Origin of the sequence: Streptomyces sp. CA-181903 (assembly GCF_050937075.1) — a bacterium.
Classification (GTDB): domain Bacteria; phylum Actinomycetota; class Actinomycetes; order Streptomycetales; family Streptomycetaceae; genus Streptomyces.
In genome coordinates this window covers 4,816,140-4,840,394 of sequence record NZ_JBNJLY010000001.1, presented here as the reverse complement: position 1 = coordinate 4,840,394, position 24,255 = coordinate 4,816,140, and the positions used below count along the sequence as shown (strand labels likewise).

The 24,255-nt window shown below is 69.4% G+C and carries 17 protein-coding genes, 1 tRNA gene and 1 pseudogene; 9 read left to right on the top strand and 10 right to left on the bottom strand.

Annotated features, from left to right (window positions below):
- Window positions 1-10: 10 nt before the first annotated feature.
- The 4 genes from ACQEVS_RS21725 to ACQEVS_RS21710 are packed head-to-tail and all read left to right on the top strand — an operon-like array spanning window position 11 to window position 4,763.
- Complete coding sequence (locus ACQEVS_RS21725; RefSeq protein ID WP_433022796.1) at window positions 11-430, top strand: FAD-binding protein; 420 nt, start codon at window positions 11-13, stop codon at window positions 428-430.
- Window positions 319-1,959: a fumarate reductase/succinate dehydrogenase flavoprotein subunit gene (locus tag ACQEVS_RS21720; protein WP_433027796.1), complete on the top strand. Its 1,641-nt coding sequence runs from the start codon at window positions 319-321 to the stop codon at window positions 1,957-1,959. Before ACQEVS_RS21725 ends, ACQEVS_RS21720 begins: the two co-directional genes overlap by 112 nt.
- Window positions 1,956-2,735 carry a succinate dehydrogenase/fumarate reductase iron-sulfur subunit gene (locus tag ACQEVS_RS21715; protein ID WP_433022794.1) on the top strand — a complete coding sequence of 260 codons (780 nt, stop codon included), beginning with the start codon at window positions 1,956-1,958 and terminating at the stop codon, window positions 2,733-2,735. Before ACQEVS_RS21720 ends, ACQEVS_RS21715 begins: the two co-directional genes overlap by 4 nt.
- A 54-nt stretch (window positions 2,736-2,789) precedes the next feature.
- A complete protein-coding gene (locus tag ACQEVS_RS21710; RefSeq protein ID WP_433022792.1) occupies window positions 2,790-4,763 on the top strand; it encodes a TPM domain-containing protein in 1,974 nt (657 codons plus the stop codon).
- A 330-nt stretch (window positions 4,764-5,093) separates the two neighbouring features.
- On the opposite strand, the gene ACQEVS_RS21705 is transcribed toward ACQEVS_RS21710, so the two are convergent.
- The 5 genes and pseudogenes from ACQEVS_RS21705 to ACQEVS_RS21685 all read right to left on the bottom strand — a co-directional run bounded on the left by ACQEVS_RS21705 (window position 5,094) and on the right by ACQEVS_RS21685 (window position 11,415).
- Entirely contained in the window at window positions 5,094-7,520 is a 2,427-nt protein-coding gene (locus ACQEVS_RS21705; protein ID WP_433027793.1) for a SpoIIE family protein phosphatase, read from the bottom strand.
- Between the two features lie 192 nt (window positions 7,521-7,712).
- Window positions 7,713-8,126, bottom strand: a complete 414-nt coding sequence (locus tag ACQEVS_RS21700) for an ATP-binding protein (protein WP_004941872.1) — start codon at window positions 8,124-8,126, stop codon at window positions 7,713-7,715.
- A 224-nt stretch (window positions 8,127-8,350) separates the two neighbouring features.
- Window positions 8,351-8,572 carry an SPOR domain-containing protein gene (locus ACQEVS_RS21695; RefSeq protein ID WP_185941785.1) on the bottom strand — a complete coding sequence of 74 codons (222 nt, stop codon included), beginning with the start codon at window positions 8,570-8,572 and terminating at the stop codon, window positions 8,351-8,353.
- Between the two features lie 136 nt (window positions 8,573-8,708).
- The gene (locus ACQEVS_RS21690) at window positions 8,709-10,361 is read right to left on the bottom strand and encodes an APC family permease (RefSeq protein ID WP_433022789.1); all 1,653 of its coding nucleotides are present in this window, start codon (window positions 10,359-10,361) and stop codon (window positions 8,709-8,711) included.
- A 359-nt stretch (window positions 10,362-10,720) separates the two neighbouring features.
- A pseudogene (locus tag ACQEVS_RS21685) lies at window positions 10,721-11,415 on the bottom strand (GntR family transcriptional regulator).
- A gap of 319 nt (window positions 11,416-11,734) precedes the next feature.
- Between ACQEVS_RS21685 and ACQEVS_RS21680 the strand changes: the two are divergent.
- The 5 genes from ACQEVS_RS21680 (at window position 11,735) to ACQEVS_RS21660 (ending at window position 14,988) form a co-directional block, all read left to right on the top strand.
- Window positions 11,735-13,135 carry a M1 family metallopeptidase gene (locus ACQEVS_RS21680; RefSeq protein WP_433022787.1) on the top strand — a complete coding sequence of 467 codons (1,401 nt, stop codon included), beginning with the start codon at window positions 11,735-11,737 and terminating at the stop codon, window positions 13,133-13,135.
- 115 nt (window positions 13,136-13,250) lie between these two features.
- On the top strand, window positions 13,251-13,832 hold the full coding sequence (locus ACQEVS_RS21675; protein ID WP_433022785.1) for a Uma2 family endonuclease: 582 nt from the start codon (window positions 13,251-13,253) through the stop codon (window positions 13,830-13,832).
- 42 nt (window positions 13,833-13,874) lie between these two features.
- Window positions 13,875-14,141, top strand: coding sequence for a type II toxin-antitoxin system prevent-host-death family antitoxin (locus ACQEVS_RS21670; protein ID WP_433027790.1), 267 nt, complete (start codon window positions 13,875-13,877; stop codon window positions 14,139-14,141).
- A gap of 46 nt (window positions 14,142-14,187) precedes the next feature.
- Window positions 14,188-14,397 (top strand): type II toxin-antitoxin system RelE family toxin, encoded by a 210-nt coding sequence (locus ACQEVS_RS21665; protein WP_433027787.1) that lies wholly within the window; start codon window positions 14,188-14,190, stop codon window positions 14,395-14,397.
- A 518-nt stretch (window positions 14,398-14,915) separates the two neighbouring features.
- A tRNA-Arg gene (locus ACQEVS_RS21660) sits at window positions 14,916-14,988 on the top strand.
- Window positions 14,989-16,289: 1,301 nt separating this feature from the next.
- Here the strand turns inward: ACQEVS_RS21660 and ACQEVS_RS21655 are convergent.
- The 5 genes from ACQEVS_RS21655 to ACQEVS_RS21635 all read right to left on the bottom strand — a co-directional run bounded on the left by ACQEVS_RS21655 (window position 16,290) and on the right by ACQEVS_RS21635 (window position 24,253).
- Window positions 16,290-17,483 (bottom strand): N-6 DNA methylase, encoded by a 1,194-nt coding sequence (locus ACQEVS_RS21655; protein WP_433022783.1) that lies wholly within the window; start codon window positions 17,481-17,483, stop codon window positions 16,290-16,292.
- A 203-nt stretch (window positions 17,484-17,686) separates the two neighbouring features.
- On the bottom strand, window positions 17,687-17,872 hold the full coding sequence (locus tag ACQEVS_RS21650; protein ID WP_433022781.1) for a hypothetical protein: 186 nt from the start codon (window positions 17,870-17,872) through the stop codon (window positions 17,687-17,689).
- A gap of 207 nt (window positions 17,873-18,079) precedes the next feature.
- Window positions 18,080-21,418 (bottom strand): type I restriction endonuclease subunit R, encoded by a 3,339-nt coding sequence (locus ACQEVS_RS21645; protein WP_433022779.1) that lies wholly within the window; start codon window positions 21,416-21,418, stop codon window positions 18,080-18,082.
- Window positions 21,415-22,626, bottom strand: coding sequence for a restriction endonuclease subunit S (locus ACQEVS_RS21640; protein WP_433022777.1), 1,212 nt, complete (start codon window positions 22,624-22,626; stop codon window positions 21,415-21,417). The genes ACQEVS_RS21645 and ACQEVS_RS21640 overlap by 4 nt, the downstream gene beginning before the upstream one ends.
- Complete coding sequence (locus ACQEVS_RS21635) at window positions 22,619-24,253, bottom strand: type I restriction-modification system subunit M (RefSeq protein WP_433022775.1); 1,635 nt, start codon at window positions 24,251-24,253, stop codon at window positions 22,619-22,621. The genes ACQEVS_RS21640 and ACQEVS_RS21635 overlap by 8 nt, the downstream gene beginning before the upstream one ends.
- Window positions 24,254-24,255: the final 2 nt, after the last annotated feature.

Here is a 24,255-nt window from a genome sequence, read left to right as displayed (position 1 = left end):
AGACCTACTGATGACTCGGGTGGACCGGCAGTCCTGGGACGTGGTCGTGGTGGGCGCGGGGGGCGCCGGGCTCCGTGCCGCGATCGAGGCCCGCGAGCAGGGGCTGCGCTGCGCGGTGATCTGCAAATCGCTGTTCGGCAAGGCGCACACGGTGATGGCCGAGGGCGGCATCGCCGCCTGCATGGGCAACGTGAACGCGAACGACAACTGGCAGGTGCACTTCCGCGACACGCTGCGCGGGGGCAAGTTCCTCAACGACTGGCGGATGGCCGAGCTGCTGGCGCAGGAGGCCCCGGACCGGGTGTGGGAGCTGGAGACCTGGGGGCGGTCTTCGACCGGACGCCGGACGGGCGGATCTCGCAGCGGAACTTCGGCGGGCACGAGTACCCGCGGCTGGCGCACGTGGGCGACCGGACGGGCCTGGAGCTGATCCGCACGCTCCAGCAGAAGGTCGTCTCCCTCCAGCAAGAGGACTTCCGGCGGCACGGCGACCACGAGGCGCGGCTGAAGGTCTTCCAGGAGTGCACGGTCACCCGGGTGCTCCGCGACCGCGACGACGTATCCGGCGGCTCCCGGGTGTCCGGCGTCTTCGGCTACGAGCGCGAGTCCGGGCGGTTCCTCGTCCTGGAGGCGCCGGCCGTGGTGCTGGCCACCGGCGGCATCGGCAAGTCGTTCAAGGTGACCTCCAACTCCTGGGAGTACACCGGCGACGGGCACGCGCTGGCGCTGCTCGCCGGGGCCCGGCTGGTGAACATGGAGTTCGTCCAGTTCCATCCGACGGGCATGGTCTGGCCGCCGTCCGTGAAGGGCATCCTCGTCACCGAGTCGGTGCGCGGCGACGGCGGGGTGCTGCGCAACAGCGACGGCAAGCGGTTCATGTTCGACTACGTCCCGGACGTCTTCAAGGAGAAGTACGCGGAGACCGAGGACGAGGCCGACGGCTGGTACACCGACCCCGAGCACCACCGTCGGCCGCCGGAACTGCTGCCGCGCGACGAGGTGGCGCGGGCGATCAACTCCGAGGTGAAGGCCGGCCGCGGATCGCCGCACGGCGGGGTGTTCCTGGACGTCTCGACGCGGATGCCGGCCGAGGTGATCCGCCGCAAACTGCCGTCCATGCACCACCAGTTCAAGGAGCTGGCGGACGTGGACATCACCGCGGAGGCCATGGAGGTCGGCCCCACCTGCCACTACGTGATGGGCGGCGTCGAGGTCGACCCGGACACGGCGGCGGCGGTCGGGGTGCCGGGGCTTTTCGCGGCCGGCGAGGTGGCGGGCGGGCTGCACGGTTCCAACCGGCTCGGCGGCAACTCCCTCTCCGACCTGCTGGTGTTCGGGCGGCGCGCGGGGCTGTACGCGGCCCGGTACGCGGCCGGCCTGGACGCGGCGGGACGTCCCGCCGTCTCCGACGCGGACGTGGCGTCGGCGGAGGCGGAGGCGCTGCGGCCGTTCGGCGCCGAGGAGAGCACCGGCGGGGCCGCCGAGAACCCGTACGCCCTGCACCAGGAGCTCCAGCAGTCGATGAACGACCTGGTGGGGATCATCCGGAAGGCGCCCGAGATGGAGGAGGCGCTGCGCCGGCTCTCCGGGCTGCGGGCCCGCGCCCGGCGGGCGGGGGTCGAGGGGCACCGGCAGTTCAACCCGGGCTGGCACCTGGCGCTGGACCTGCGGAACATGCTGCTGGTCAGCGAGTGCGTGGCGCGGGCGGCGCTGGAGCGGACGGAGAGCCGGGGCGGGCACACCCGGGACGACCACCCGGGCATGGACCGGCGCTGGCGCAAGGCGCGGCTGGTCTGCCGGTTGGCCGACGACAGCACCGAGCCGGCCGCCGAGGACCCGGCGCTGGGCCGGATCCGGCTGGAGCGGCAGGAGCCGCCGGCGATCCGCCCCGACCTGCTGGAGCTGTTCGAGAAGGACGAGCTGAAGAAGTACCTGACGGACGAGGAGCTCACCCGATGAGTTATCAGGCCCGCTTCAAGGTGTGGCGGGGTGACGCCGGCGGCGGCGGCCTCACGGACTACGAGGTCGCCGTCAACGAGGGTGAGGTCGTCCTCGACATCATCCACCGGCTGCAGGCCACGGCCGCGCCGGACCTGGCCGTCCGCTGGAACTGCAAGGCGGGCAAGTGCGGTTCGTGCAGCGCGGAGATCAACGGCCGGCCGCGGCTGATGTGCATGACGCGGATGTCGGTGTTCGACCCGGCGGAGACGGTCACCGTCACGCCGATGCGGGCGTTCCCGGTCGTCCGCGACCTGGTGACGGACGTGTCGTACAACTACGCGAAGGCGCGGGACGTGGCCTCGTTCGCCCCGCCGCCGGACCTCAAGCCGGGCGAGTACCGGATGCGGCAGCAGGACGTGGACCGGCTCCAGGAGTTCCGCAAGTGCATCGAGTGCTTCCTGTGCCAGAACACCTGCCATGTGGTGCGTGACCACGAGGAGAACAAGCCGGCGTTCGCCGGGCCGCGCTTCCTGATGCGCGTCGCCGAGCTGGACATGCACCCGCTGGACGCCGCCGCCGAGGCCGGCGTCGACCGCAAGGCGGCGGCCCGTGAGGACCACGGGCTCGGCTACTGCAACATCACCAAATGCTGCACGGAGGTCTGCCCGGAGCACATCAGAATCACGGACAACGCGCTGATCCCGCTGAAGGAGCGGGTCGTCGACCGCTCCTACGACCCGTTGGTCTGGCTGGGCAGCAAGATCCGCCGCCGGGGCGCCGGGCACGGAACGTAATACCACACACCCTCCCGGTAGCGGCTCCGGCAAACCGGTCATACCCTCCGAAGTGTGACGCGGCTTTTGAGGCGGTACGGGCCCGGGGCGCCGGGCCCGGCCATCGTCGGCGCCCTCTTCGCGCTGTGCGTCCTCCTCCTCCCGGCGCCGTCCGTCGCCCGTGCCGAAACGCCGCTCGACCTGGACGCCACCGGGCACGTCACCGACACGGTCGGCGCGCTCGGCCGCCGCCGGCCCCAGGTCGAGGCCGCCCTCGCCCGGCTGGCCGGCCGGGACGTCCGGCTCTACGTCACCTACGTGCACGACTTCTCCGGCCGCACCGCCCGCGAGTGGGCCGACGCCACCGCCGACCGCAACGGCCTGGGCCCGCACGACGTCCTGCTCGCCGTCGCCACCTCCCCCCGGCAGTTCGCCGTCTCCGCCGCCCAGGACTCCGGCTTCCGCGCCGACCAGCTCCAGCAGGTCGCCACCGTCGCCATCACCCCCGCCCTGAAGGCGCACGACTGGGCCGGCGCCGCGATCGGGGCCGCCGACGGCTACCGGTCCGTCCTCGCCGGGCAGGCCGTCCGGCCGCCCGTCATCGTCCCCGGCAGCAGCGACCCCGGGGGCAGCGGACTACTCCCCGGCGACCGGCGGTTCTGGGCGCCCGTGGCGGCCGGGGCGCTGCTCTGCCTGGCCGGGCTGCTGCTGCGCCGGCAGCGGCGCCGCCGGGCCCGCCGGCGGGTCACCGTCGTCCCGTTCCGCGCCCCCGTCACCGTCTCCGCCTCCACCGAACCGGGCCTCGCCCGGATGGCCCAGCCGCTCACCCCGCTGCCCGACCTGGAGACGGAGGCGTCGCTCAACCTCGTCGCCACCGACGACGCCGTCCGCACCAGCGCCGAGGAGCTGTCCTTCGCCGTCGCCCAGCTCGGCGAGGCGGCGACGCTGCCGTTCGCCGAGGCCGTCGGCTACGCGCGGACCGAGCTGGCCGCCGCGTTCCGGCTGCGGCAACGGCTCGACGACGCGCCCGCCCACGACGACGACTTCCGCCGGCACGCCCTCGACGAGATCTGCTCCCGCTGCACCAGCGCCAACCGGCGGCTGGACGCCGAGGCGGCCGCCTTCGACCGGCTGCGCGCGCTGAAGGCCAACGCGGCGGTCGTCCTCGACCGCGCGGAGGACGCCGCCCGGGCCCTCGAACCGCGCATCGACGACGCCGAGAACGCCCTGTTCGCCCTCCGCCGCCGGTGCACCGAGGACGCGCTCGCCCCCGTCTGGCGGTACCCGGCCGAGGCCCGCGACCGGCTCGCCTTCGCGGGCGCCGCCCTGGAGGACGCACACACCGGCCTCGCCGAGGGCGACCGGGACCGGGCCGCGGTCTCGGTGCGCGCGGCCGAGGCCGCGCTCTCCCAGGCCCGCACCCTGGCCGCCGCCGCGCTGCGGCACGCCCACGAACTCGACGGCGCCACCCGCCGCCTGGCCGCGGCCCTCGCGGACGCGGAGACCGCCGCCGCGGGCCGCACGGAGGGCGCCGCCTACGACCTGCTCACCGCCGTCCGCCGGGAAGCCGCCTGCGAACGGACCGACCCGCGGGCCGTCCTCCGCCGCATCGACGAGGCCGCCGCCGCCTTCGACGACGACCTGCCCCCCGACGACCCCGGCCGCGCCGCCCGCACCCGCGCCCGGACCGGCCGCGCCCTCCTCACCGCCCGCGCCCGGGTCACCGGCGCCCGCGACTTCATCGCCACCCACCGCGGCGCCGTCGGCGCCCGCGCCCGCACACGCCTCGCGGAGGCCGAACGGCACCTGCGACTGGCCCGCCACGACCCGACGCAGGCCGCCCGCGCCGAAACGCTCGCCCTCCAGGCGCGGACGGCGGCCGAACGCGACGTGGGCGTGTACGGCGTCGCCCACGCCACGCCCGACGCGGCCCGCCCGGCGCGGGCGCTGGGCGGCGCGCTGCTCGGCGGCATCGTCCTCGCGGGACTGCTCCCGGCGACGTTCGGCGGCGGCGCGACGCGGGGGCGCCTGGCGGCGCCGGAGCGGTGAGGACGCCCCGGAACCGCCCTTTCACCGTTTCTGCGGGGGCTCCACCCCCGTACCCCCGAAGCCCCCTTCGGGCGCTGTCCTCAAACGCCGGACGGGCTGTTTCAGCCCGTCCGGCGTTTGAGGACGAGCGGCGAAGCCGCGAAAAGGGGGTCTGGGGCGCAGCCCCAGGAAGCGGCGAAGGGGTGGGACTGGGGCGACTTCCCGAGCCTCAATAGAGGCTCATAAGAGCCTCAACCGCATCGGGCGCCCCCGCCTCCCCATCCGGCAACGCCAGTTCAAACCACACCGTCTTCCCCTGCGGAGGAATCCGCCGACTCCCCCAAGCGGCACTCAGCAACCCCACCAACTGCAGGCCCCGCCCCCCTCATCCGTATCCCGCGCCCGCCGCCGCCGAGGCTGCACCGACCCCGCGTCCCACACCTCGCACACCAACGTCCGGTCCAGCAACAGCCGCAACCGGATATCACCCTCCCCGTACCGCAACGCGTTGGTGACCAGCTCACTCACCAGCAACTCCGTCGTGTCGACCAGACTCTCCAGCCCCCACTGCGGCAGCATCTCCCGCGCCAGCTCCCGCGCCCGGGCGACGGACCGCGGCTCGGGCGGCAGCGTCCAGTCGCCGACGTGCCCGGGCGGCAGCCCCCGCAGCCGGGCCATCAGCAGTGCGATGTCGTCCTCGCCGTGGTGGGTGTCCAGAGCGGACAGGACGTGATCGCACACGTCCTCCAACGGCCGGACCGGGTCGGTGAGAGCGTCGCGGAACGCCTGGAGCCCCTCGTCCAGCGGGTGGTCGCGGGATTCGACCAGGCCGTCCGTGTACAACGCGAGCAACGCCCCGTCGGGCAGTTCGAGGACGGTCTCCTCGAACAGTTCACCGCCCACCCCGAGCGGCATCCCCGGCTGCACCTCCAGGAGCCGCGCCGGCTTGCCCTCCTCGACGAGAACGGGCGGCAGGTGCCCGGCGTTGGCGACCGTGCAGCGCCGGGTGACCGGGTCGTACACCGCGTAGACGCACGTCGCCAGGTACACCTCGGACAGATCGGCGGGGCGGACACTGCCCCGCACGCCGCGCGAGGCGGACTGCTTGCCGCCGGGCCGGCCGAGGCCGTGGGCGATCTCGTCGAGGGCGGACAGCACCTCGGCCGGTTCCATGTCCAGCATGGCCAGGGTCCGTACGGCGGTGCGGAGTTCGCCCATGGCGACGGCGGCCCGCAGGCCGCGGCCCATGACGTCGCCGACGACCAAGGCCGTACGGTGGCCGGGCAGCTCGATGACGTCGAACCAGTCGCCGCCCACCTCGGTCGCCGCGTTGCCGGGCAGATAACGGCAGGCGATCTCCAGCCCCGCGGCCTCGGGGTCGACCGGGGGCAGCAGGCTGCGCTGGAGGATGAGGGCCCGCTCGTGCTCGCGCCGGTAGAGGCGGGCGTTGTCGATGCAGACCGCCGCCCGCGAGGCCAGCTCCACGGCGACGGCCGTCTCCCGCTCGCCGAACGGCTCGCTGCCCTTGGTGCGGGTGAACTGCACCAGCCCCATCACCGTGTCCCGGGCGACCATCGGCACGGCCAGCGTGCACTGCGCCGACATGCCCGGCTCGGGCGGTTCGGCGCCCTCCCGGCCGCCGCCGGGGACGGCCTGCACCTGGGCGGTGCGCAGGGCGCCGGCACACGGCGAGTGGAAGGGGTACCGGTGCACCTCGCCGACCTGGACGGCCTTCTCGTCGGGCTCGTCGGAGGCGACCGGCGCCCCCGACACGGCGCTGGCGAAGGCGACGCGGCGCAGCTCGGCGCTGCCGTCGGCCAGGCCGGGCGGCGCCTCGTCGCCGGCGAGCAGCCCCTGGTAGAGGTCGACGGAGGCGAGGTCGCAGAACTGCGGGACGGCCACGTCCAGCAGTTCGCGGGCGGTGGTCTCCAGGTCGAGGGAGGTGCCGATGCGGGCGCTCGCCTCATTGAGCAGCGCCAGGTTGCGCCGGACGCCGGCGGCCTCCCGTTCGGCGCGGCGGCGGCCGGTGACGTCGGTGGCGATGGCGGCCACGCCGATGGGCCGCCCGCTGCCGCCGTGCAGCCGGTAGAGCGACACCGACCAGCGGCGGCGTTCGGCCTTGCCGGGCACCGGCCCCATCAGCTGGAGATCGGCCACCGGCCGGCCGGTGTCGAGGACCTGGCGGAGCGCGACGGTCAGCCGTTCGGCCTCGGTGCGGGGCAGGAACTCGTGCGGCTTCCGTCCCCGGTGCCAGGCCACGGGACGGCCGAGGGCCTGGGCGAAGCTCTCGTTGACGCGGAGCAGCCGCAGGTCCGTCCCGAAGAAGAAGAACCCCAGGGGAGATTGGCCGAAAACGGCTTCCGACGCCGCGATGTCGGTCTCTATTCCCTGGAGCGCCCGGACGTCGACGGCCACGCAGAGCGCGGCGCGCTCGCCGCGCTCGTTCCGGCTGGGCATCACGTAGACCTCGGCCAGACCCTGCTGCCGCCCGTCGCGCTGGTACGGGACGAGGCCGGTCCGGGCGCGGCCGTCGCCGAGCGGCGGGCCGGCCGGATCGTCCGGGTCGGCCGGGTCACCCGGGTCGCCCGAAAAGAGGACCCCTTGCTGCGCGGCGGCGAACACGTCCTGGGGATCCCGGCCGACCGCCTGACCCGGAGTTATCCCGAAGAGCTCGGTGGCGCGCTCGCTCCACTGCTCGATCCGGCCGTCGGGCCCCAGCGAGAACGACGCCACGCGGATGTAGTCGTAGAGGGATCCGGGCGGGCTGTTCTGCCACATCGAGGTCGCGTCCTTACCCTCTGGGCCGCCCGCCTCGGCGCCCGCTGGCTTTTCGCTCACGTGCCCGTCCCCTCCGGCTCATGTGCTCGCACCGGCATCAGAAGGCCGAGTATCCAGCACGGAAGGCCCTCGGAACACGGACTTCACGATCACAGCACGGTCTCGACCCCGCAATGGGTCTTCCCCGGGTTCCTAACCTGGCAAGCTCAGTTCGAACCACACCGTCTTGCCGTTGTCACCCCGGCGGGTACCCCAGCGACGGGATGCCAGTGCGACGAGTTGCAGTCCACGCCCGCCCTCGTCGTCCGCTTCGGCCACACGTTCGCGGGGCGGATCGGGCAGTGGATCGGAGACCTCGACCTGGAGCACGCGGCCGGCGCGGGAGTACATCCGGACGCCGATGGGGCCGGTGGCGTGCCGAAGGGAGTTGGTGACGAGCTCGCTCACGAGGAGGACGGTGACGTCGCTGACGTCCGCCAGGCCCCAGGCGAGCAGGGTGTCGCGGACGAGCGTACGGGCGGTGCGCACCGCACCGGCCTCGGCGGGGAAGCTCCATTCGGCGAACCCCGGCGTCGATGCCAGTGCGCTGTCGCTCACGCCGACCACTTCCCAGACCGCTCTGACGCGACCCAGCCGGAATGCCCGGCTTGGGACCAATAATCAGCACATACCCGGTATGAGGGTCGGTGTATCGCTTCGGCCCACAGTCGGGTTACGGCGGGTTACGACGCGTCGGCGGGGCCGACGGGACGGGCGTGAGCGGCGTGAAAGGGCATGCCGGGCGTGAAGGGCGGGGCCGGGCCCCGGAACGGCCACGGGTGGCCCCCCGGTCAGGGGGCCACCCGTACGCGTTCGACTATGTAGAGCTGCCGGCGGCCCCTTTTGTCCGGGGCCTTGTCCGTCGCCTTGTCCGGCGTCTCGAGGCTCTCGTCCAGGCGGTCGGCCACGCGCTCGGCCTCCAGCCTGGTGGCGTACCGCCCGACGCGGTAGCGATTGCCGTTGTCGTCCTGGCGGATCACCAGCCAGGGCAGGACCGGTTCGTTCTCACTCATCGCCCCTGCCCCTCCGCCGTCGCACCCTTCGGGAAGAAACCGCAGTCCGCATATGCCCGAGCGTACGCCCGACCTTTACGCAGCGGATACGGGTTTTCACGAAGAGGTGCGCATTCGGCCACGCGTACGCGTGTCTTTACGCCTTGGAGGCCGACGGAACCGCGTCCTCCGGCTCGCCCGTTCCCTCGGCGCGCTCGATCTCCGCCATCTCCTTCTCGGTGGCGACCAGGGTGGGATTGCGCCAGGAGCTCCGCACGCCCCACACGTAGAAGACCAGACCGATCAGGGCGACGACCAGCAGGTCCCAGCCCTCGGCCAGGTAGCCCTTGCCGCCGTAGTCCTTGCCGCCGGCCCACGAGACGAAGGCCATGACCAGCAGGTACGCCACCACCCAGGCGCCGGCCTTGAGGTGCGGCTTGAGCTCGGCCCACGGCTTGCGCAGCTCGTACCAGGCCCAGATCGGCAGGCCGACCGCCATGATCAGGATGACCTTGCCGGTGAGCGGCCACTTGCCCCAGTAGAGGACGAGCGAGCCGAAGACCATCGCGATGGGCGCGATGACGGGCATGGCGCGCAGCTTCACCGGGCGCGTGATGCCCGGGGCGATGCGGCGCAGCGACATCACGGCGACCGGACCGGTGATGTACGAGATCACGGTCGCGATGGAGACGATCTCGGCCAGCGAGCCCCAGCCGCGGAAGACCGCGAGGAAGAGGAAGGCGATGACCAGGTTGAGCAGCAGGGCCGGACGCGGCACGCCGGTCTTCGGGTCGACCTTGCCGAAGATGCCCGGCAGGTGGCCGTTCTCCTGGACGCCGTGGATCATGCGCGAGGTGGTCGCGGCGTAGATCATGCCGGTGCCGGAGGGGGAGATGAAGGCGTCCGCGTAGAGGACGATCGCCAGCCAGTTCAGACCCCAGGCGATGGCCAGGTCGGCCAGCGGGGACTTGTAGGTGAGGGCGCTCCAGCCGTCGGAGAGGTCGCCGGAGGGGACGGCCATCAGGAAGGCGACCTGCAGCGCGATGTAGATGACCAGCGCGATCAGGATCGATCCGATGACGGCCTTCGGCAGCGACTTGCCCGGGTTGCGGGCCTCCCCGGCCATGTTCAGCGGGGACTGGAAGCCGTTGTAGGCCCAGACGATGCCCGAGGTGGCCACGGCGGTGAAGACCGCGCTCCAGCCGTTGGGGGTGAAGCCGCCCGCCACCTTGATGTTGTGCGTGTCGAAGTGCGACCACATCAGGGCGCCGGCGGTCAGGATCGGAACGACGACCTTAAAGATCGTGATCAGGTTGTTGGTCTTCGCGAACAGGGTGATCGCGAACCAGTTCATGAAGAAGTAGAAGACCAGCAGGACGCTGGCGAGGCCCACACCGGCGCCGGTGAGCTCCTTGCCGTCGTAGAGGTCCTTGGCCCACTGCCACTTCCAGGAGCTCATGTACTGGACGGAGGCGGTCGCCTCGCCGGGGATGACGGAGACGATCGCGATCCAGTTGGCCCAGGCGGCGAGGTAGCCGGCGAGCGAGCCGTGCGAGTACTGGCCGTAGCGGACCATGCCGCCGGCCTTGGGGAACATCGCGCCCAGCTCGCTGTAGGTCAGGGCGATGGTCAGCGCCACGACGGCGCCGATGACCCAGGCCAGGATCGCCGCCGGGCCGGCGATGCCGGCGGCCCGCTGGGCGCCGAAGAGCCAGCCGGAGCCGATGATCGACCCGAGGCCGACGGCCGTCAGGGCCACCGGACCGAGGGTCCGGCGGTAATTGGAGTGGGAACCCCGTTCGGTACTCAAGCCCCGGCTCTCCTTTTCTTTCTTACTCCCCCACAGCAGGACACAAACCGCGCCATCGTACGAGCGATTTGGCCGGGCCGGTTCTGCCAAAAGCCCCTGAGCTGGGGCTATGTGAGTTTTGCAACACAAGAAACCAGGGCTTTATATGGGGGCATACCGGGGCACACCGCGCAGTTCCTACCCTCGGGTAAGGAGTGCGGGTAAGGGGCTCTTTCCGGCCACGCTCCTGACTGGCGAGTCAGTTCCACCGGACGTCGGAAGCGTTCACGAGGACGACATGCCACCTTCACCGTCAGGTGGTACGCGAAAAACGGTCCGCCCGGTTCCCCTCACCCCCCTGTGAACCCGGTTACTTCCGGCTACTTCACCGGAAGGTGGTACGCGACGCGGTGCCGCTCGGCCAGCATCACCACGTCCGCCGTCTCCACCGCCCGCCCGCCCGCGAAGTACGTCCGGGAGACGACCAGCACGCAGTGGCCCGGCACCCCGCCCAGCGCCAGCGTCTCCTGCGCCAGCCCGGGGCGGGCGCTGATCTCCTCGGTGACGTTGTCCACGACGAGGTCGATGGCGGCCATCCGCTCGACCACCCCGCGGCCGGCCAGCGGCCCCTCCTCGGGGAGCATCACCGGCGTCCGCCCGGTGACGGCGAGCGGCTCCCAGGAGGTGGAGAGCATCGCCGGCTCGCCGGCGCAGCGGAACAGGTAGTCGGTGCGCATCACCCGGTCGCCGGGCGCGATCCGCAGCCGCTCGGCGACCGCGGCCGGGGCGGAGAGCTGCTCGCTGCGCGCCTCCCAGGTGCCCTTGACCCGGGGGTCGGCCTGCTCCTGGCGGAACGACGAGGACTCCCCCACCCCCGGTAGCCGGTACGCACCACGGCCCGTCGCTCGGGCCGCTCCCGCACATAGGTGCCCGATCCGGACCGGCCCTCCACCAGCCCCTCGGCCATCAGCACCTTGCGGGCCTCCAGGGCCACCGTGTCCGAGACGCCGTACTGCTCGCGGATGCGGGCCTGGGAGGGGAGGCGGGTGTGCGGCGGCAGCTCGCCGGCGACGATCTTCTGACGGAGATCGCCGGCGACGCGGAGATATGCGGGCTGGTCACCGAATGCCACGTCCACTCCCAAGGTTGACTTTCCGCAACAGCTTGGCAACTCACGGTTGCCATCCGCAACTGAGGGCCAAGGAATCACTAGATGTGGTGAATTGCAGCTCAGAAGGGTGTGAGCGCCACCCTGACGCACGTGCAATACGCACTCTCCGACGGCACATCTGCGACGATGCGGACGATCCCAGTGATCTTCGGAAGGACCGGCCGGCTGGGGACGATCCAGGGCCTTCGGGAGATCCGGGGAGCCGGTGACCCTAAGGAGCCCCGTGCGCCGCCACCCTCCGCTCTTCGCCCTCCCGTGTCTCCTCCTGTGCCTCCTGCCGGCCTGCGCCCCCGCGGGAACGACCGCCCGCCCGGCGGACCCCGCGACGGCCGGCGCCAAGGGCGTGGGCGACCCCCTGTTCCCCACCATGGGCAACGGCGGCTACGAGGTGGAGCACTACGGCCTCTCGCTCTCCTACGAGCCGAAGGACGGCAGCATCACCGCCACCGCGGAGATCAGCGCCCGCACCGACCGGGCCCTGTCGTCGTTCAGCCTCGACTTCCACGGCCTCCAGGTGGACCGGGCGACGGTCGACGGCGCCCCGGCCGGCGTCGACCGCACCGGGGACGCCCTGCGCCTGACCCCCGCGAAAGATCTCGCCTCCGACGCCGCCTTCACCGCCACCATCGCCTACCACGGCGTCCCGGAGACGCTCACCGATCCCGACGGTTCCCAGGAAGGCTGGCTGAAGACCCCCGACGGAGCCGTGGCCCTCGGCGAGCCCAACGGCTCCATGACCTGGTTCCCCGGCAACCACCACCCCTCCGACAAGGCCGCCTACGACCTCACCGTCAGCGTCCCCGAGGGCACCACAGCCGTTTCCAACGGCGAACTGAGCAAACAGGAGACGGCGAACGGCCGGACGTCCTTCACCTGGCACACCGCCGAACCGATGGCCAGCTACCTGGCGACCGTCGCCATCGGCTCCTTCACCCTCGACCGCACCGCCGCCGGCACGGTCCCGCAGACGGTGGCCATCCACACCGCCCAGGCGCAACGGGCCACGAACGTCCCGTCCTGGGTCGGCTCCATCACCGACTGGGGCACCGGCCTCTTCGGCCCCTACCCCTTCTCCTCCACCGGCGCCACGATCGGCTCGGGCCCGTCCATCGACTACGCCCTGGAGACCCAGACCCGCCCCTACTTCAACCACGCCCCCGACGAGATCTCCCTCGTCCACGAGATCGCCCACCAGTGGTTCGGCGACTCCGTCACCCCCGGCTCCTGGCAGGACATGTGGCTCAACGAGGGCTTCGCCACCTACGCGGAGTGGCTCTGGCAGGAACAACACGCGGGCCCCACCGCGGCGCAAACCTTCGCCGAGTACTACGCCCTCCCGAAAACGGACGCCCTCTGGACGTTCCCACCCGCGAAACCCCCCTCCGCCGCGGACATCTCCGGCGACCCGGTCTACTACCGAGGCGCGATGACCCTCCACAAACTCCGCGAAACGGTGGGCGACCCCACCTTCTCCACGATCCTCCACACCTGGACCACGGACCACCGCCACGGCAACGCCCGCACAACGGACTTCACGGACCTGTGCACCAAGCTGGCGGGCAAGGACCTGACCCCCCTCTTCCAGAAGTGGCTGTACGACAGCGGCAAGCCGGCGACGCCATAGCCGAGACCACGCGCCACGCGAGGAGGCCGCGCCCGGCGAAGAAACCGGCCCCGAAACCGGACAGCGCATCGAGCATCCCGTGCGCCGTTCCTCGCCGGATCGCTACGGTTGAGCCATGGCCGCACTGCCCGACTGGACGCGCCCGCCGCGCGCGGAAGGCTGGTTCGCGGAGGATCTGGACCGCCTCCCCGAGGTCCCCCGCCACACCGAGCTCATCGACGGAGCCCTCGTCTTCATGACGTCGCCGCAGCGGTCCTGGCACGGCCGCCTCGTCACCGCTCTGACCACCGCGCTCATGGCCCAGGCGCCGGCCGGTTTCGAAGTCGAACGGGAGATGACGATCCGCCTCGACGCCCGCAACCGCCCCGAGCCGGACCTCTTGCTGACGGACCTGCCCTACGACCCCGACCGCACCTGGTACGCCCCGGAGAACGTGAGGCTCGTCGTGGAGGCCGTCTCCCCAGAGTCCGCCCACCGCGACCGCACGGTGAAACTTCGCAAGTACGCGGAGGCCGGCATCCCGCACTACTGGTGCATCGAGGACGAGAGCGGCGCACCCGTCGTCCACGTCTACGAACTCGACGGCCCGACGGGCGTCTACGCACCGGCCGGCATCTTCCGCGGCACCCTCCGGCGCCCGGTGCCCTTTGAGATCGCCTTGGACCTCGACAGGCTCACACCGTCCCGGGGCCGCTGAGCAGTCGGCATCAAAACACAGGACGGGCCGACCCCCGAGGAGCTGGCCCGTCTGTCGCGCAGCGGTCACCGCGACGTGCGCGCCCACCTGGCGGAGGTCGTGGAGCGCGCGGACCTCGACGACGTACCCACGGTGATCACGCGCCGCGGCAAAGGAGTCGCCGCAGTCGTCTCCATCGAGGTGCTGCGCAAGTACCAGGAGTGGGGAGAGCGCGAAATCAATCGGATCATCGACGAGCGCATGGCAAACCCCGCACCCGGCATCCCGATCGAGGACATCATGAGGGAGACGCTGGCGCGCAGTGAGTGAGTACCGAACCGTCTTCCGCCCCGAGGCGTAGGCCGAACTTCGGAAGATCCCTCGCGACGTGGCGCTGCGCATCCTGGCCAAACTGACCGAACTGGAAAGCGACCCGCTCGGCTTCAACACCACCGCACCCGCGTCCCAGCCAGATCGCCGCCGACTGCGGGTCGGCGACTACCGCGTCGTCTACACGATCGACAACGGGGAACTGGCGGTCTGGGTCGTTCACGTGGGCCACCGATCCACCGTTGACGGCACCTGATTGCTGCTGACCACACGTCAGAATTTCCAGCCCCCATCCAGCACGGTGACGACGAAGGGGTCGGACTCGACAGAGCCCGACCCCTCTGACTGGCGCGTTTGGACTCAATGCCTAACATGCAGTACACACACGGCTACGCGTTGAAGCGGAACTCCACCACAACCGGCCTGACCTGCGGTTATGCAGGCGCATACCAGCACCACCCCAGCACGGGATGCGCGACAAAGTACAAGAAGACCGAAGATCGCCAATGCTACCCAGAAGCGCCCGCACATGCCTGAAGTCTGCGGAACTTCTACGAGCGCCGCATCAGGCTCGTGCCACCGCACCGAACCTCGCAGAGCAGCACAACGCTCGCGCTCACTCGCGGCCTCCCTGGACGCCAGCGGCCAGCTCCGACGCTTGACCGCCGCCCAGAATGCACGTCCAGACCTCGGGGCCGGCGCGAGCATCCACAGGTCCCGTATACCCCCGGTTTGGCGGGCCATAGTCAGAAGCTTCCGCGCCGTCGCAGGTCAGCCTGCATAGCTCAGCGGGTGGAGCAGGCGCCTTCTAAGCGCTTGGCCGCAGGTTCGAGTCCTGCCGGGGGCGCCCCAAACATGGCTGGTCAGGGCGCTCTCGGACCGCTAGCGGAGAAACGGTGCGCGCGGTACTGCGCCGTTCGTTCAGAGCGTTGGATTCCGTGCTCCAGAGAGGGGCAACGTGGATCAGCTCGGCATTCAGCTGGCCGAATTGAGACGCGCCAGGCCCCCTTCTCCAGCTCGTGCACTACCAGCTCCTCCATCACGTGTCGCTCCCTGGCGGAGGCGTAAGCGAGGTCGTGCAGGGCAGCAGCACGCCTGGCGAAGTCCCGCCTCACCGCATCGGTCGGCCAGGGGATCTTGTAACGGGAAAAGTCCTTGCGCCTCATCGCGCGGGCCTGCTCGCCCTGCGTAACGGCCGTCAACTCCCGCCTCCGGTAACGCAGCGAGTGCAACAACCACATCCGATCGACCTCTGACTCCGTGTAAATCGCGAGCGTCCGCCGACCTGGCACTACCGGGGTAGTGGTGAGCACTGTCCGCACCTCCCCGGGACGGGGCGCGATCAAGAGGCTGCCGGACGGGCATACAACCTCCGCTGGCGCCACGGTGCGTGAGGTCACTGCACCCAGATGTACTGTCCTGCAGTTCAGTACTTCGCGGGGAGACACCCACGGCATAGCGGACTGCTCGGTATCCGGCAGAGACTGTGCCACACCAGCCGTAACCTGACACACTTCACCCACTGCACGCTCGGCAGTCGGACCTTGCCCGCACGTCTGCAGCGCCTCCACGAAATGCGCATCCGCTAGTCCCGTCGCGCAAGACACAATCCGAGTGTTCAGCGCATTCTTGCGCTCAGCGAGCGAGATCAGCGAAAGCAGCCTCTCCCGAACCGGCGCTGGAGGCACTGGCACGGGAAGTCGGTTCAGTGCCTGCAGAGGCAAGGTCATGTGCTCGGCGTTCGACGAGGACAGCGTGAGATAGCTGTGGCTCTGCGAGGTCTTCAGCCACCATCGAAGCCACAGATCCCATTGTTGGGCGCGACCCTCTGGTGTCCAGCGGACGACTGCGAGCGACCTGGCGACATTCCATCCTGCGTGCTCCTCCCCTGCAACTGCTGCCTCCCCCACACGCCCCACGAGCACGACAAGGAGGTCCCCAGACCTCAGCGTGCTGCGTGGATGGCGTCTGGCCACATCGGGAGGCACAAATGTGAACTCCTGGACGTGCACACATCCCTCGACAATCTCTGTGGCGCGGATCATAGGGATTCCGCCGGATGCCTTCTGCTGTCGCGCAATACCGTAGGCGGCGTACTCGACCCCAGGGAACTCACGCAACTCAACGACGGGCCACGGAGTGGGGACATCATCCGATTCTGTAGTCATGCCTGCTCTCCAGGGCATCACGGACTCGGTTCCTAGCTGCGGCGCTACGATCCATGCACTCATACAGCTCGGCCTTCCGGTTCCGGTCTCCGTCACTTGAATGCAACTGCGCGGTGCCCCCGTTCCGTACGTAGCGTGCGGGAGTCAGGTCGAAGCCCGCATCAGCGATTTCCTCAAGTCTCGCCGCACGGCACCATGGCGCGGATTCAGGAGCGCCCTCGTCCTCACAGCGCCGGAGGCCCTGCCATTCACCGAAGATCTGCAGAAGGCGCTCGACCGAGTCCTGATCGAAAATGCGCCGTGACCCGTCCCTGGCTGTCGGCAGTTTTCCTGCATCCGCGAACAGGACCCGAGGGGTGTTCGGCCGCTCCCCTTTGGCGAGCAGCCACAGCGCCATGCTCGTGCTGGTGTGTGGAAAGAGCCATGCCGGCAAAGCCACGACGCCTACAACCAGACCGTTTTCGAGCAACCTGCGACGGATCAGTCCGTCGGTGCTATTGCTGCTGTGGGCTGCTCCGGGGGAGAGCAGGACAACGGCCCGCCCTTGCGGCGTCAGGTCGGCAAGAATGTGCTGGACCCAGGCGAAGTTCGCGTTGCCCGACCGTGGTACCTCCAGGGTCCACCGTCTGTCGTCCTTGAGTTCGCCATGCCCCCAATCTCGCAGGTTCGCAGGAGGGTTAGCGAGGATCACGTCGGCCGGTTCCGGCGACGTCCCAGCCCGGAGGCTGTCAGCTTCTCCGAGGTCGGCATGGAATCCGTGCAGGGCAAGGTTGACGGCCGCGGCATAGCGTGCCGTCGGATTGAGATCCGCTCCGGACAAGCGCACCTCGCCACCTTGGATTCGAGCCCGGTAGGCGGCGGCTCGCAGTAGTCGCCCGCTTCCGCACACCGGGTCCCGAACCACCTCGCCTCCTCGGGGAGCGGCCAGTCCTGCGAAGAGGTACGCCAGATCATTCGGCGTGAAGTAGTCATCGCCGCGCGAATAGCGCGTCGAGTACATGTCGAGCAACACATCGAAGAGCCCCACGTCGGGCTCCAGCCGCCGAACCTCCACGATCAGCTCGCGGAGAGCCGGATCGATGAGCTCGAAGGGACGGCTCAGGCCTTCGTCGCGACACGCGGGCAGGTTGTAGGTACGAGCGACGGGCGTACGCGGCCAGATCGCATTCAGCATCGCACCCGCGGACCCAGAGCCGGGTCGCCACAGGCGCCCCGCCTCCACTGCTGCTCCATGGCTGGACCAGCAGTGGAGGTAGACCACTTGAAAGGCGAGTCGGTACGTCGTCTCGGCATCAGTCGTGCTGCGCAGCTTCTCAACGGCCAGTAGCACTCGCCGGTACTTCAGGCGCCCCAGCTCGCTCCCTCGCTCCTTCGGGGTCACGACGGCATCAGCCACGTAACAGTGGCCAGTCCGATGAGCATGGCGCCTCCACAGGCACCACCGCCGTACTTGACAGCTGTGACAATCCTCCCCGCGCCCGCGAACTCAAGAATGCCGGCCACGAGCCCCACCACCGCAGACGCCAGGACGACCACCATCAACAGCAGCGCTCTCTGCGACATGTCCTAACTCCCCCAGACTTCTCTACCGTTCCGCGGACCGTTCCGCGGACTCGAAGGTAGCGGCCGGGCGCTCCCCGCGTCGCGCAGCACTGGAATTTGCTTTTGAGCAAGGAGAGCGGACACGTCCGATGCCGGTCTCAACACGGGGCAGAGAGCTGCCGCGCCAAGCAAGCACTGTGCCGGGGCACGAGCCCATACGGACGAGGGCTATGCGTCCGCGGTCGGGCCGTCCTGGGACCACTTGTCGGCGAAGTGTTCCATCTGGCGGATCACCAGGTCGATCGCTTCCTTGGACTGCTCCGGCGGGTAGCCGTGGCGGGCCAGGAGGCGCCTGATGGTGGCGCGGAGCCTGGCCCGGACCGGTTCGCGGGCGATCCAGTCCTTCTTGAGGTTCTTGCGGACCTGGACCACAAGGTCCCGGGCGATACCGGAGAGGACCTCGTCGCCCATGAGGTCGCGAGCGCTGCCGAGGTCGGCGACCGCGTCGTAGAAGGCGAGTTCGTCGTCACCCAGCGGCGGGGTGAACTTCTCGCCTCGCCGGGCGTCCTCCGCGACCGTCTTGGCCAGTTCCACCAGCTGGGCGATGATCTCGGCGCTGGTGAGCTGCTGGCGCATGTAGCGCGTCATCAGGTCCTGGAGGCGCTCCGAGAACGCGGTCTGGCGGACGATGTTGTGCCGGGTCTGCTCGCGCATCTTCTGCTCGACGAGGCGGCGCAGGGCTTCGGCGGCCAGGTGCGGGGTTTCGCTGTTCTGCAGGCGGCCCACGAGGGCGTCGTTGAGGTGGGTGAGGTCCGCCTTGTCCAGTCCGGCCTCGGAGAAGAGGTCGGTGACACCGCCGGTCTCGACGACAGCGGAGGTGAGCTGGGAGAGATAGAGAGCGACGTCGCGGGCGACGGGCAGGCCCTGTGCCTCGCGGTCCATGGCGTCGAGCTTCGCCATGTACGTACGGACCTCGACGAGGAACTGGATGTCGCGCTTCCAGTACGGCTGGTCGGTGAACCGGGAGCCGATGTCGGCGGAGGACCCGGCCAGGGCGAAGAAGCGTTCCAGGCGGTAGCCGTGTTCGCGAAAGCGGCGGCTGAGGGTCTGGTTCGGGTCGTCGAGCTGGTCGGGGTTGTTGCCCGGGGTGGCGGGGCTGCGAAGGTACTCGGCCGTGGTGTAGGCCGCCTTGACGAAGGCCTTCGCGTCAGGGCGGGAGAGGCGTTCGCGCCAGTTCCAGCCGAGGAGCATCTGGTCGAGGATGTCGTACTCGTTGCGGAGTTCGTCCAGGGCGCGGTCGATGTCCTGGCCGAGGGTCCGGTCGGCCTGGTCGTCGGCGGAGTACTCGGCGATGGCCTTCTGGAGGTTCTCGGTGAGGGGGGCGTAGCCGACGAGCAGGCCGTCTTCCTTCTTGCGGAAGCGGCGGTTGACGCGGGCCAGGGCCTGCATCAGGCCGGCGCCGCGCAGCGGCCGGTCCAGGTACATGGTGTGGATGGGCGGCGCGTCGAAGCCGGTCAGGAGCATGTTGTTGACGATGAGGAGCTGGAGTTCGTCCTCGGGGTCCTTGGCACGGTTGATGACGACCTTGCGCTGGGAGTCGCGCAGGGCGTGGGCGCGCAGTTCCTCGGAGTCCTTGCGGGAGTCCGAGGAGTAGACGATCTTCATGGCGCCGGTGGTGGGGTTGTCCGTGTGCCAGTCGGGACGCAGTTCCTTCAGGGCGTCGTAGACGCGGACGCAGATCTCGCGGGTGGCGCAGACGAGCATCGCCTTGCCGGGGGCGCCGCCGGGTGCGTCGTCGGCGTCCGCGACGAACGGCAGCATCGCCGTACGGCGCGCTTCCCAGTGCTCGACCAGGTCCCGGGTTAGGTCGCGTATCCGGGCGGGGGCGCCGTACATGGCGTTCATGGTGGCGACGGCCTGCTCGACGCGGGTGCGCTCGGTGTCGTCCAGGCCGTCGGTGATGCGGTCGGCCTCGGTGTCGATGGTGGTGGGGTCGACGTCGTGGTCGAGGACGAGCTGGACGACGCGGCTCTCGTGGTAGACCTTCACGGTCGCGCCGTCGTCGGCGGCCCGCTTGAGGTCGTAGGTGTCGATGTAGTCGCCGAAGACCTCGCGGGTGTTGCGGTCGGCCTCGGAGATCGGGGTGCCGGTGAAGGCGAGGAGCGTGGCGTGCGGGAGCGCGTCGCGCAGGTGGCGGGCGTAGCCGTCGAGGTGGTCGTAGTGACTGCGGTGGGCCTCGTCGACCACGACGACGATGTTGCGCCGCTCGGAGAGGAGCGGGTGGTCGGTCCCGGACTCCTTCTCCTGTTTGGTGCGGCCGAACTTCTGCAGGGTGGTGAAGAGGATGCCGCCGGTGCGCTTGGCGGCGAGCTCTTCGCGGAGTGCGGCGCGGTTGAGGAACTGGTGGGGCTGTTCCGGGAGGACCTCGCTCTCCTTGAAAGTGTCGAAGAGCTGGTCGTCGAGGTCGGTACGGTCGGTGACGACCACCACGGTGGGGTTGTGCAGGGCGGGGTCGCGCATGACGAGGTTGGTGGTCAGCACCATCTCCTCGGACTTGCCCGAGCCCTGCGTGTGCCAGACCACGCCGGCCTTGCCGTCGGTCGCGGCGGCGCGGCGTACGGCGTCCGCGGCGCGGGTGACCGCGAAGTACTGGTGCGGCTTCGCGATCCGCTTCATGCGCTTGCCGGGCACGAAGTTGATGAAGGACCGGACGAGGGCGAGGAAGCGGGGCTGGGTGAACAGGCCGTGCAGGGCGAGGTCCTGGCCGGTCGGGACGTCGGCATCGGCGTCGGCGTGGACGGCGGCGGCGTCCACGGTGTCCACGCGGGCGCCGAACTCGTCGGTGTTCCACGGGGCGAAGTGCTCGTACGGGGTGAAGGGCGTGCCGTACTTCGCGGTGATCCCGTCGGAGAGCAGCACGACCGCGTTGTAGCGGAAGGCGGTCGGGAACTCCTCGACGTAATGCTGGATCTGGGTATGCGCGGCGGCCAGGGTGGCGTTCGGGTCGCCGGCCCGCTTGAGCTCGATGACGGCGAGCGGAAGCCCGTTGACGTACAGGACGAGGTCGAAGCGGCGGTTGCGCTCACCGTTGATCACGGTCACCTGGCGGACTGCGCGGTATGTGTTCGCGTCCGCGTGCTCCAGGTCGACGATCCGGACGGTCGGCGTGTGCTCGGCGCCGAGCGCGTCGGTGTACGTGACGGAGTGGATGCCGTCGGTCAGGTAGCCGTGCGCGGTCCGGTTCTCCTCGTACGTGTCCTGGGAGGTCGGGGTCGCGGCGGTCGCGAGGGCCTCACGGACGGCCTCCGGGGGGAGGGCGGGGTTGAGCCTCTCGATCGCCTCGCGGAGATCGGAGTAGAGGATCAGGTCGTCCCAGGAACGGCGGTGACCGGAGCCGGGGGCGAGCTCATTGCCCTCGGCCTTCGGCCAGTCGAGCTCCACAAGCTCTTCGAGTGCGAGGAACTCCCAGTCGATTTCGAGGGGGCGGAAGTTGTCGGGGGTAGGGGTGCCGGGGGTGGGGCCGTCGGAGGTGTCGCTGCTGCCGTTGTCGTTCCCGTGCGTGGTCATACCTGGTCCTCGCCAATCTTCTCGGCGTCCTTGACGCGGAGGCGGCCGGACATGAGTTGGGGGAGGAGGGTGTCGCGGAGGGCGGCGAGAGTACGCGACTCCACATGCGCTTGATGAGCTCGCAGCCGCATGGCCATGACAGTTTCCTCAAATCGGAACCTGGCATCCTCAGATGGCAAGATGATCGGCGCCCCCTTGAAACGGTCCGCCCGCACAGCCGGATACGCGCTACCTTCAGCAACGCTTTCTAGATATACCTGGAAAGAGGCTAGCCGTGTGGACTCATACAGAAAAGCTGGCCCGACAGCCTTAGGGCTGAGCACTGCTAGGCCCGTCGAGAAGACCAGATCCGGGTCTTCATCGAGCACGAGTGCGTGCGATCGACGATTCGGACGGACCGTAGACCAAATCGTGTCACCAACAGCGGCCTTCCTTCGCGCCCTGCCGGGAGCATCGCGCCACGGCATTTCTTCTGGCCACCCATACGAACCGACACCCACGCTGGAGATGTCCACGTACCGAAGAGAGCCAGAATCCTGCGCCTTCACCGTTCTCACATTGACGTCGGCGATATCCCCCAACAGTACCTCTGTGCCCTCAGCGTCAGCAGTCAGCAGGTCCTCGAACAGTGCAGCCGCCAAGTCATCAACCGCCGCCGCGAGGCGCTCATTGACGGCGATCTTGTCGTCCAGCGCCCCGAGGATAGCGCCAATGGCGCGTTGCTGCGAGATTTCAGGGAGTGAAATCCTCAGCCGCTTCTGGTCGCTCAGACTCAGGTACGGCGCCATATCTGTGCCATGCGCCATCGAAGCAAGCTGATCAGCCATCTCCGGACCGATCGCCCAATACCTTAGATACCGGGCATCAATTTGGCATGGATCGAGAGTGCGCCAAAAACTGAGATGCGGGGAATACACAAACGGAACCATTCCAGGCGCAACGTAGCCGGTCCGCCCCGTACTGTTCCCCTTAGTCGTGATTACCGTATCTCCGTGACGGGAAACTTTCCCAGAAATCTTATCTGCGAGATGGCGATGAAACCGCTCCAAGCCATCTGTCTTCCAGCCTTGATCCGTAAGATTCCCCGCCCTCATAAACGGGAGGCCATCTCCATCAAGCTCGCTATTCTTTGCCCGGTATCCATCACCGATCTCTAGTACACCTCGGTGAATCAACTCCAGGAAAGTGGAAGTAGTACGCTCAGCCATCGATCTTCTCCAGCTGCTCGCGCACCGTCTTCGCCAGCTCGTCCGACTTGTCGAACAGCTCGTACAGCTCCCCGGTCAGCCGCGCAATCTTCTCCGCGACCGCCTCGGCATCCTCTTCCTCCGCCTCAGTCGCCCCGACGTACCGCCCCGGCGTCAGCACGTACCCGTGCTCCTGGACCGTCTTCAGATCCGCACTCGCGCAGAACCCCGGCACGTCCGCGTACTTCTCCCCCGCATCCTTCGCGCTCGTCGTCCCCCGCCACGCGTGGTACGTCCCCGCGATCTTCGCGAGATCATCGTCCGTCAGGACCCGCTCAGTACGGTCGACAAGTTCGCCCATGTCCCGGGCGTCGATGAACAGGATCTCGCCCCGGCGGTCCGCGGCCGCGACCTTCTGCCCCTTCACACCCCCCGGCGACTTGTCCTTCGCCAGGAACCAGAGACAAGCCGGGATCGCCGTCGTCCGGAACAACTGGGCAGGCAGCGCGACCATGCACGCCACCATGTCGCCGTCCACCAGGGCCTGCCGGATCTCGCCCTCGCCGCTCTGCTGGCTGCTCATCGAGCCGTTGGCGAGGACGACGCCGGCCGTTCCCCGCTCCCCCAGCTTGCTGATCATGTGCTGGAGCCAGGCGTAGTTGGCGTTACCCCTCGGCGGGACGCCGTACTTCCATCGCGGGTCCGACTCGTTGCGCGCCCAGTCCTTGATGTTGAAGGGCGGGTTGGCCATGACGTAGTCGGCCTTGAGGTCGGGGTGTTTGTCGTCGGCGAAGGTGTCGCCCCAGCGGGCGGCGAGGTTGCCGTCGATGCCGTGGATGGCGAGGTTCATCTTGGCCAGGCGCCAGGTGCGTTCGTTGAGTTCCTGGCCGTAGACGGAGATGTCGGCCTTGTGGCCGCGGCCGCGGTGGGCCTCGATGAACTTGGCGGCCTGGACGAACATGCCGCCGGAGCCGCAGGCCGGGTCGTACACGCGGCCCTCGTACGGTTCCAGGACCTCCACAAGGAGGCGGACGACGCTGCTCGGGGTGTAGAACTCGCCGCCCCGCTTGCCTTCCGCGCGGGCGAAGTTGCCGAGGAAGTACTCGTAGACCTCGCCGAGGACGTCCTGGGCGGGTTTGTCGTCGCTGCCGCCGAAGCGGGCGTCGGTGATGAGGTCGACGAGTTCGGCCAGGCGCTTCTTGTCGACGTTGTCCTTGTTGAAGATCATGGGGAGGACGCCGGTCAGCGACGGGTTGGCCTTCATGATGGCGTCCATCGCCTGGTCGAGGACCTCGCCGACGGTGCCGCTCTTGGCGTTGGCGGAGATCGAGGACCAGCGGGCGCTCTCGGGGACCCAGAAGACGTGGTGCCCGGTGTACTCGTCCTGGTCCTCCAGGAACTCCTCCAGGCGGTCCTCGGCGATGCCTTCCTCCGCCAGTTCCTTGGCGAGCTGTTCGCGGCGCTCTTCGAAGGCGTCGGAGACGTACTTGAGGAAGATCAGGCCGAGGACGAACTCCTTGTACTGGTTGGCGTCCATGGAGCCGCGCAGCTTGTCGGCGGCCTTCCAAAGGATGGCCTGGATCTCCTTGGGCGTGGAGGCGGTGAACAGCTCCGCCTGGTCGGCGGGCTTCTTCTTCCGGGGAGGCATGG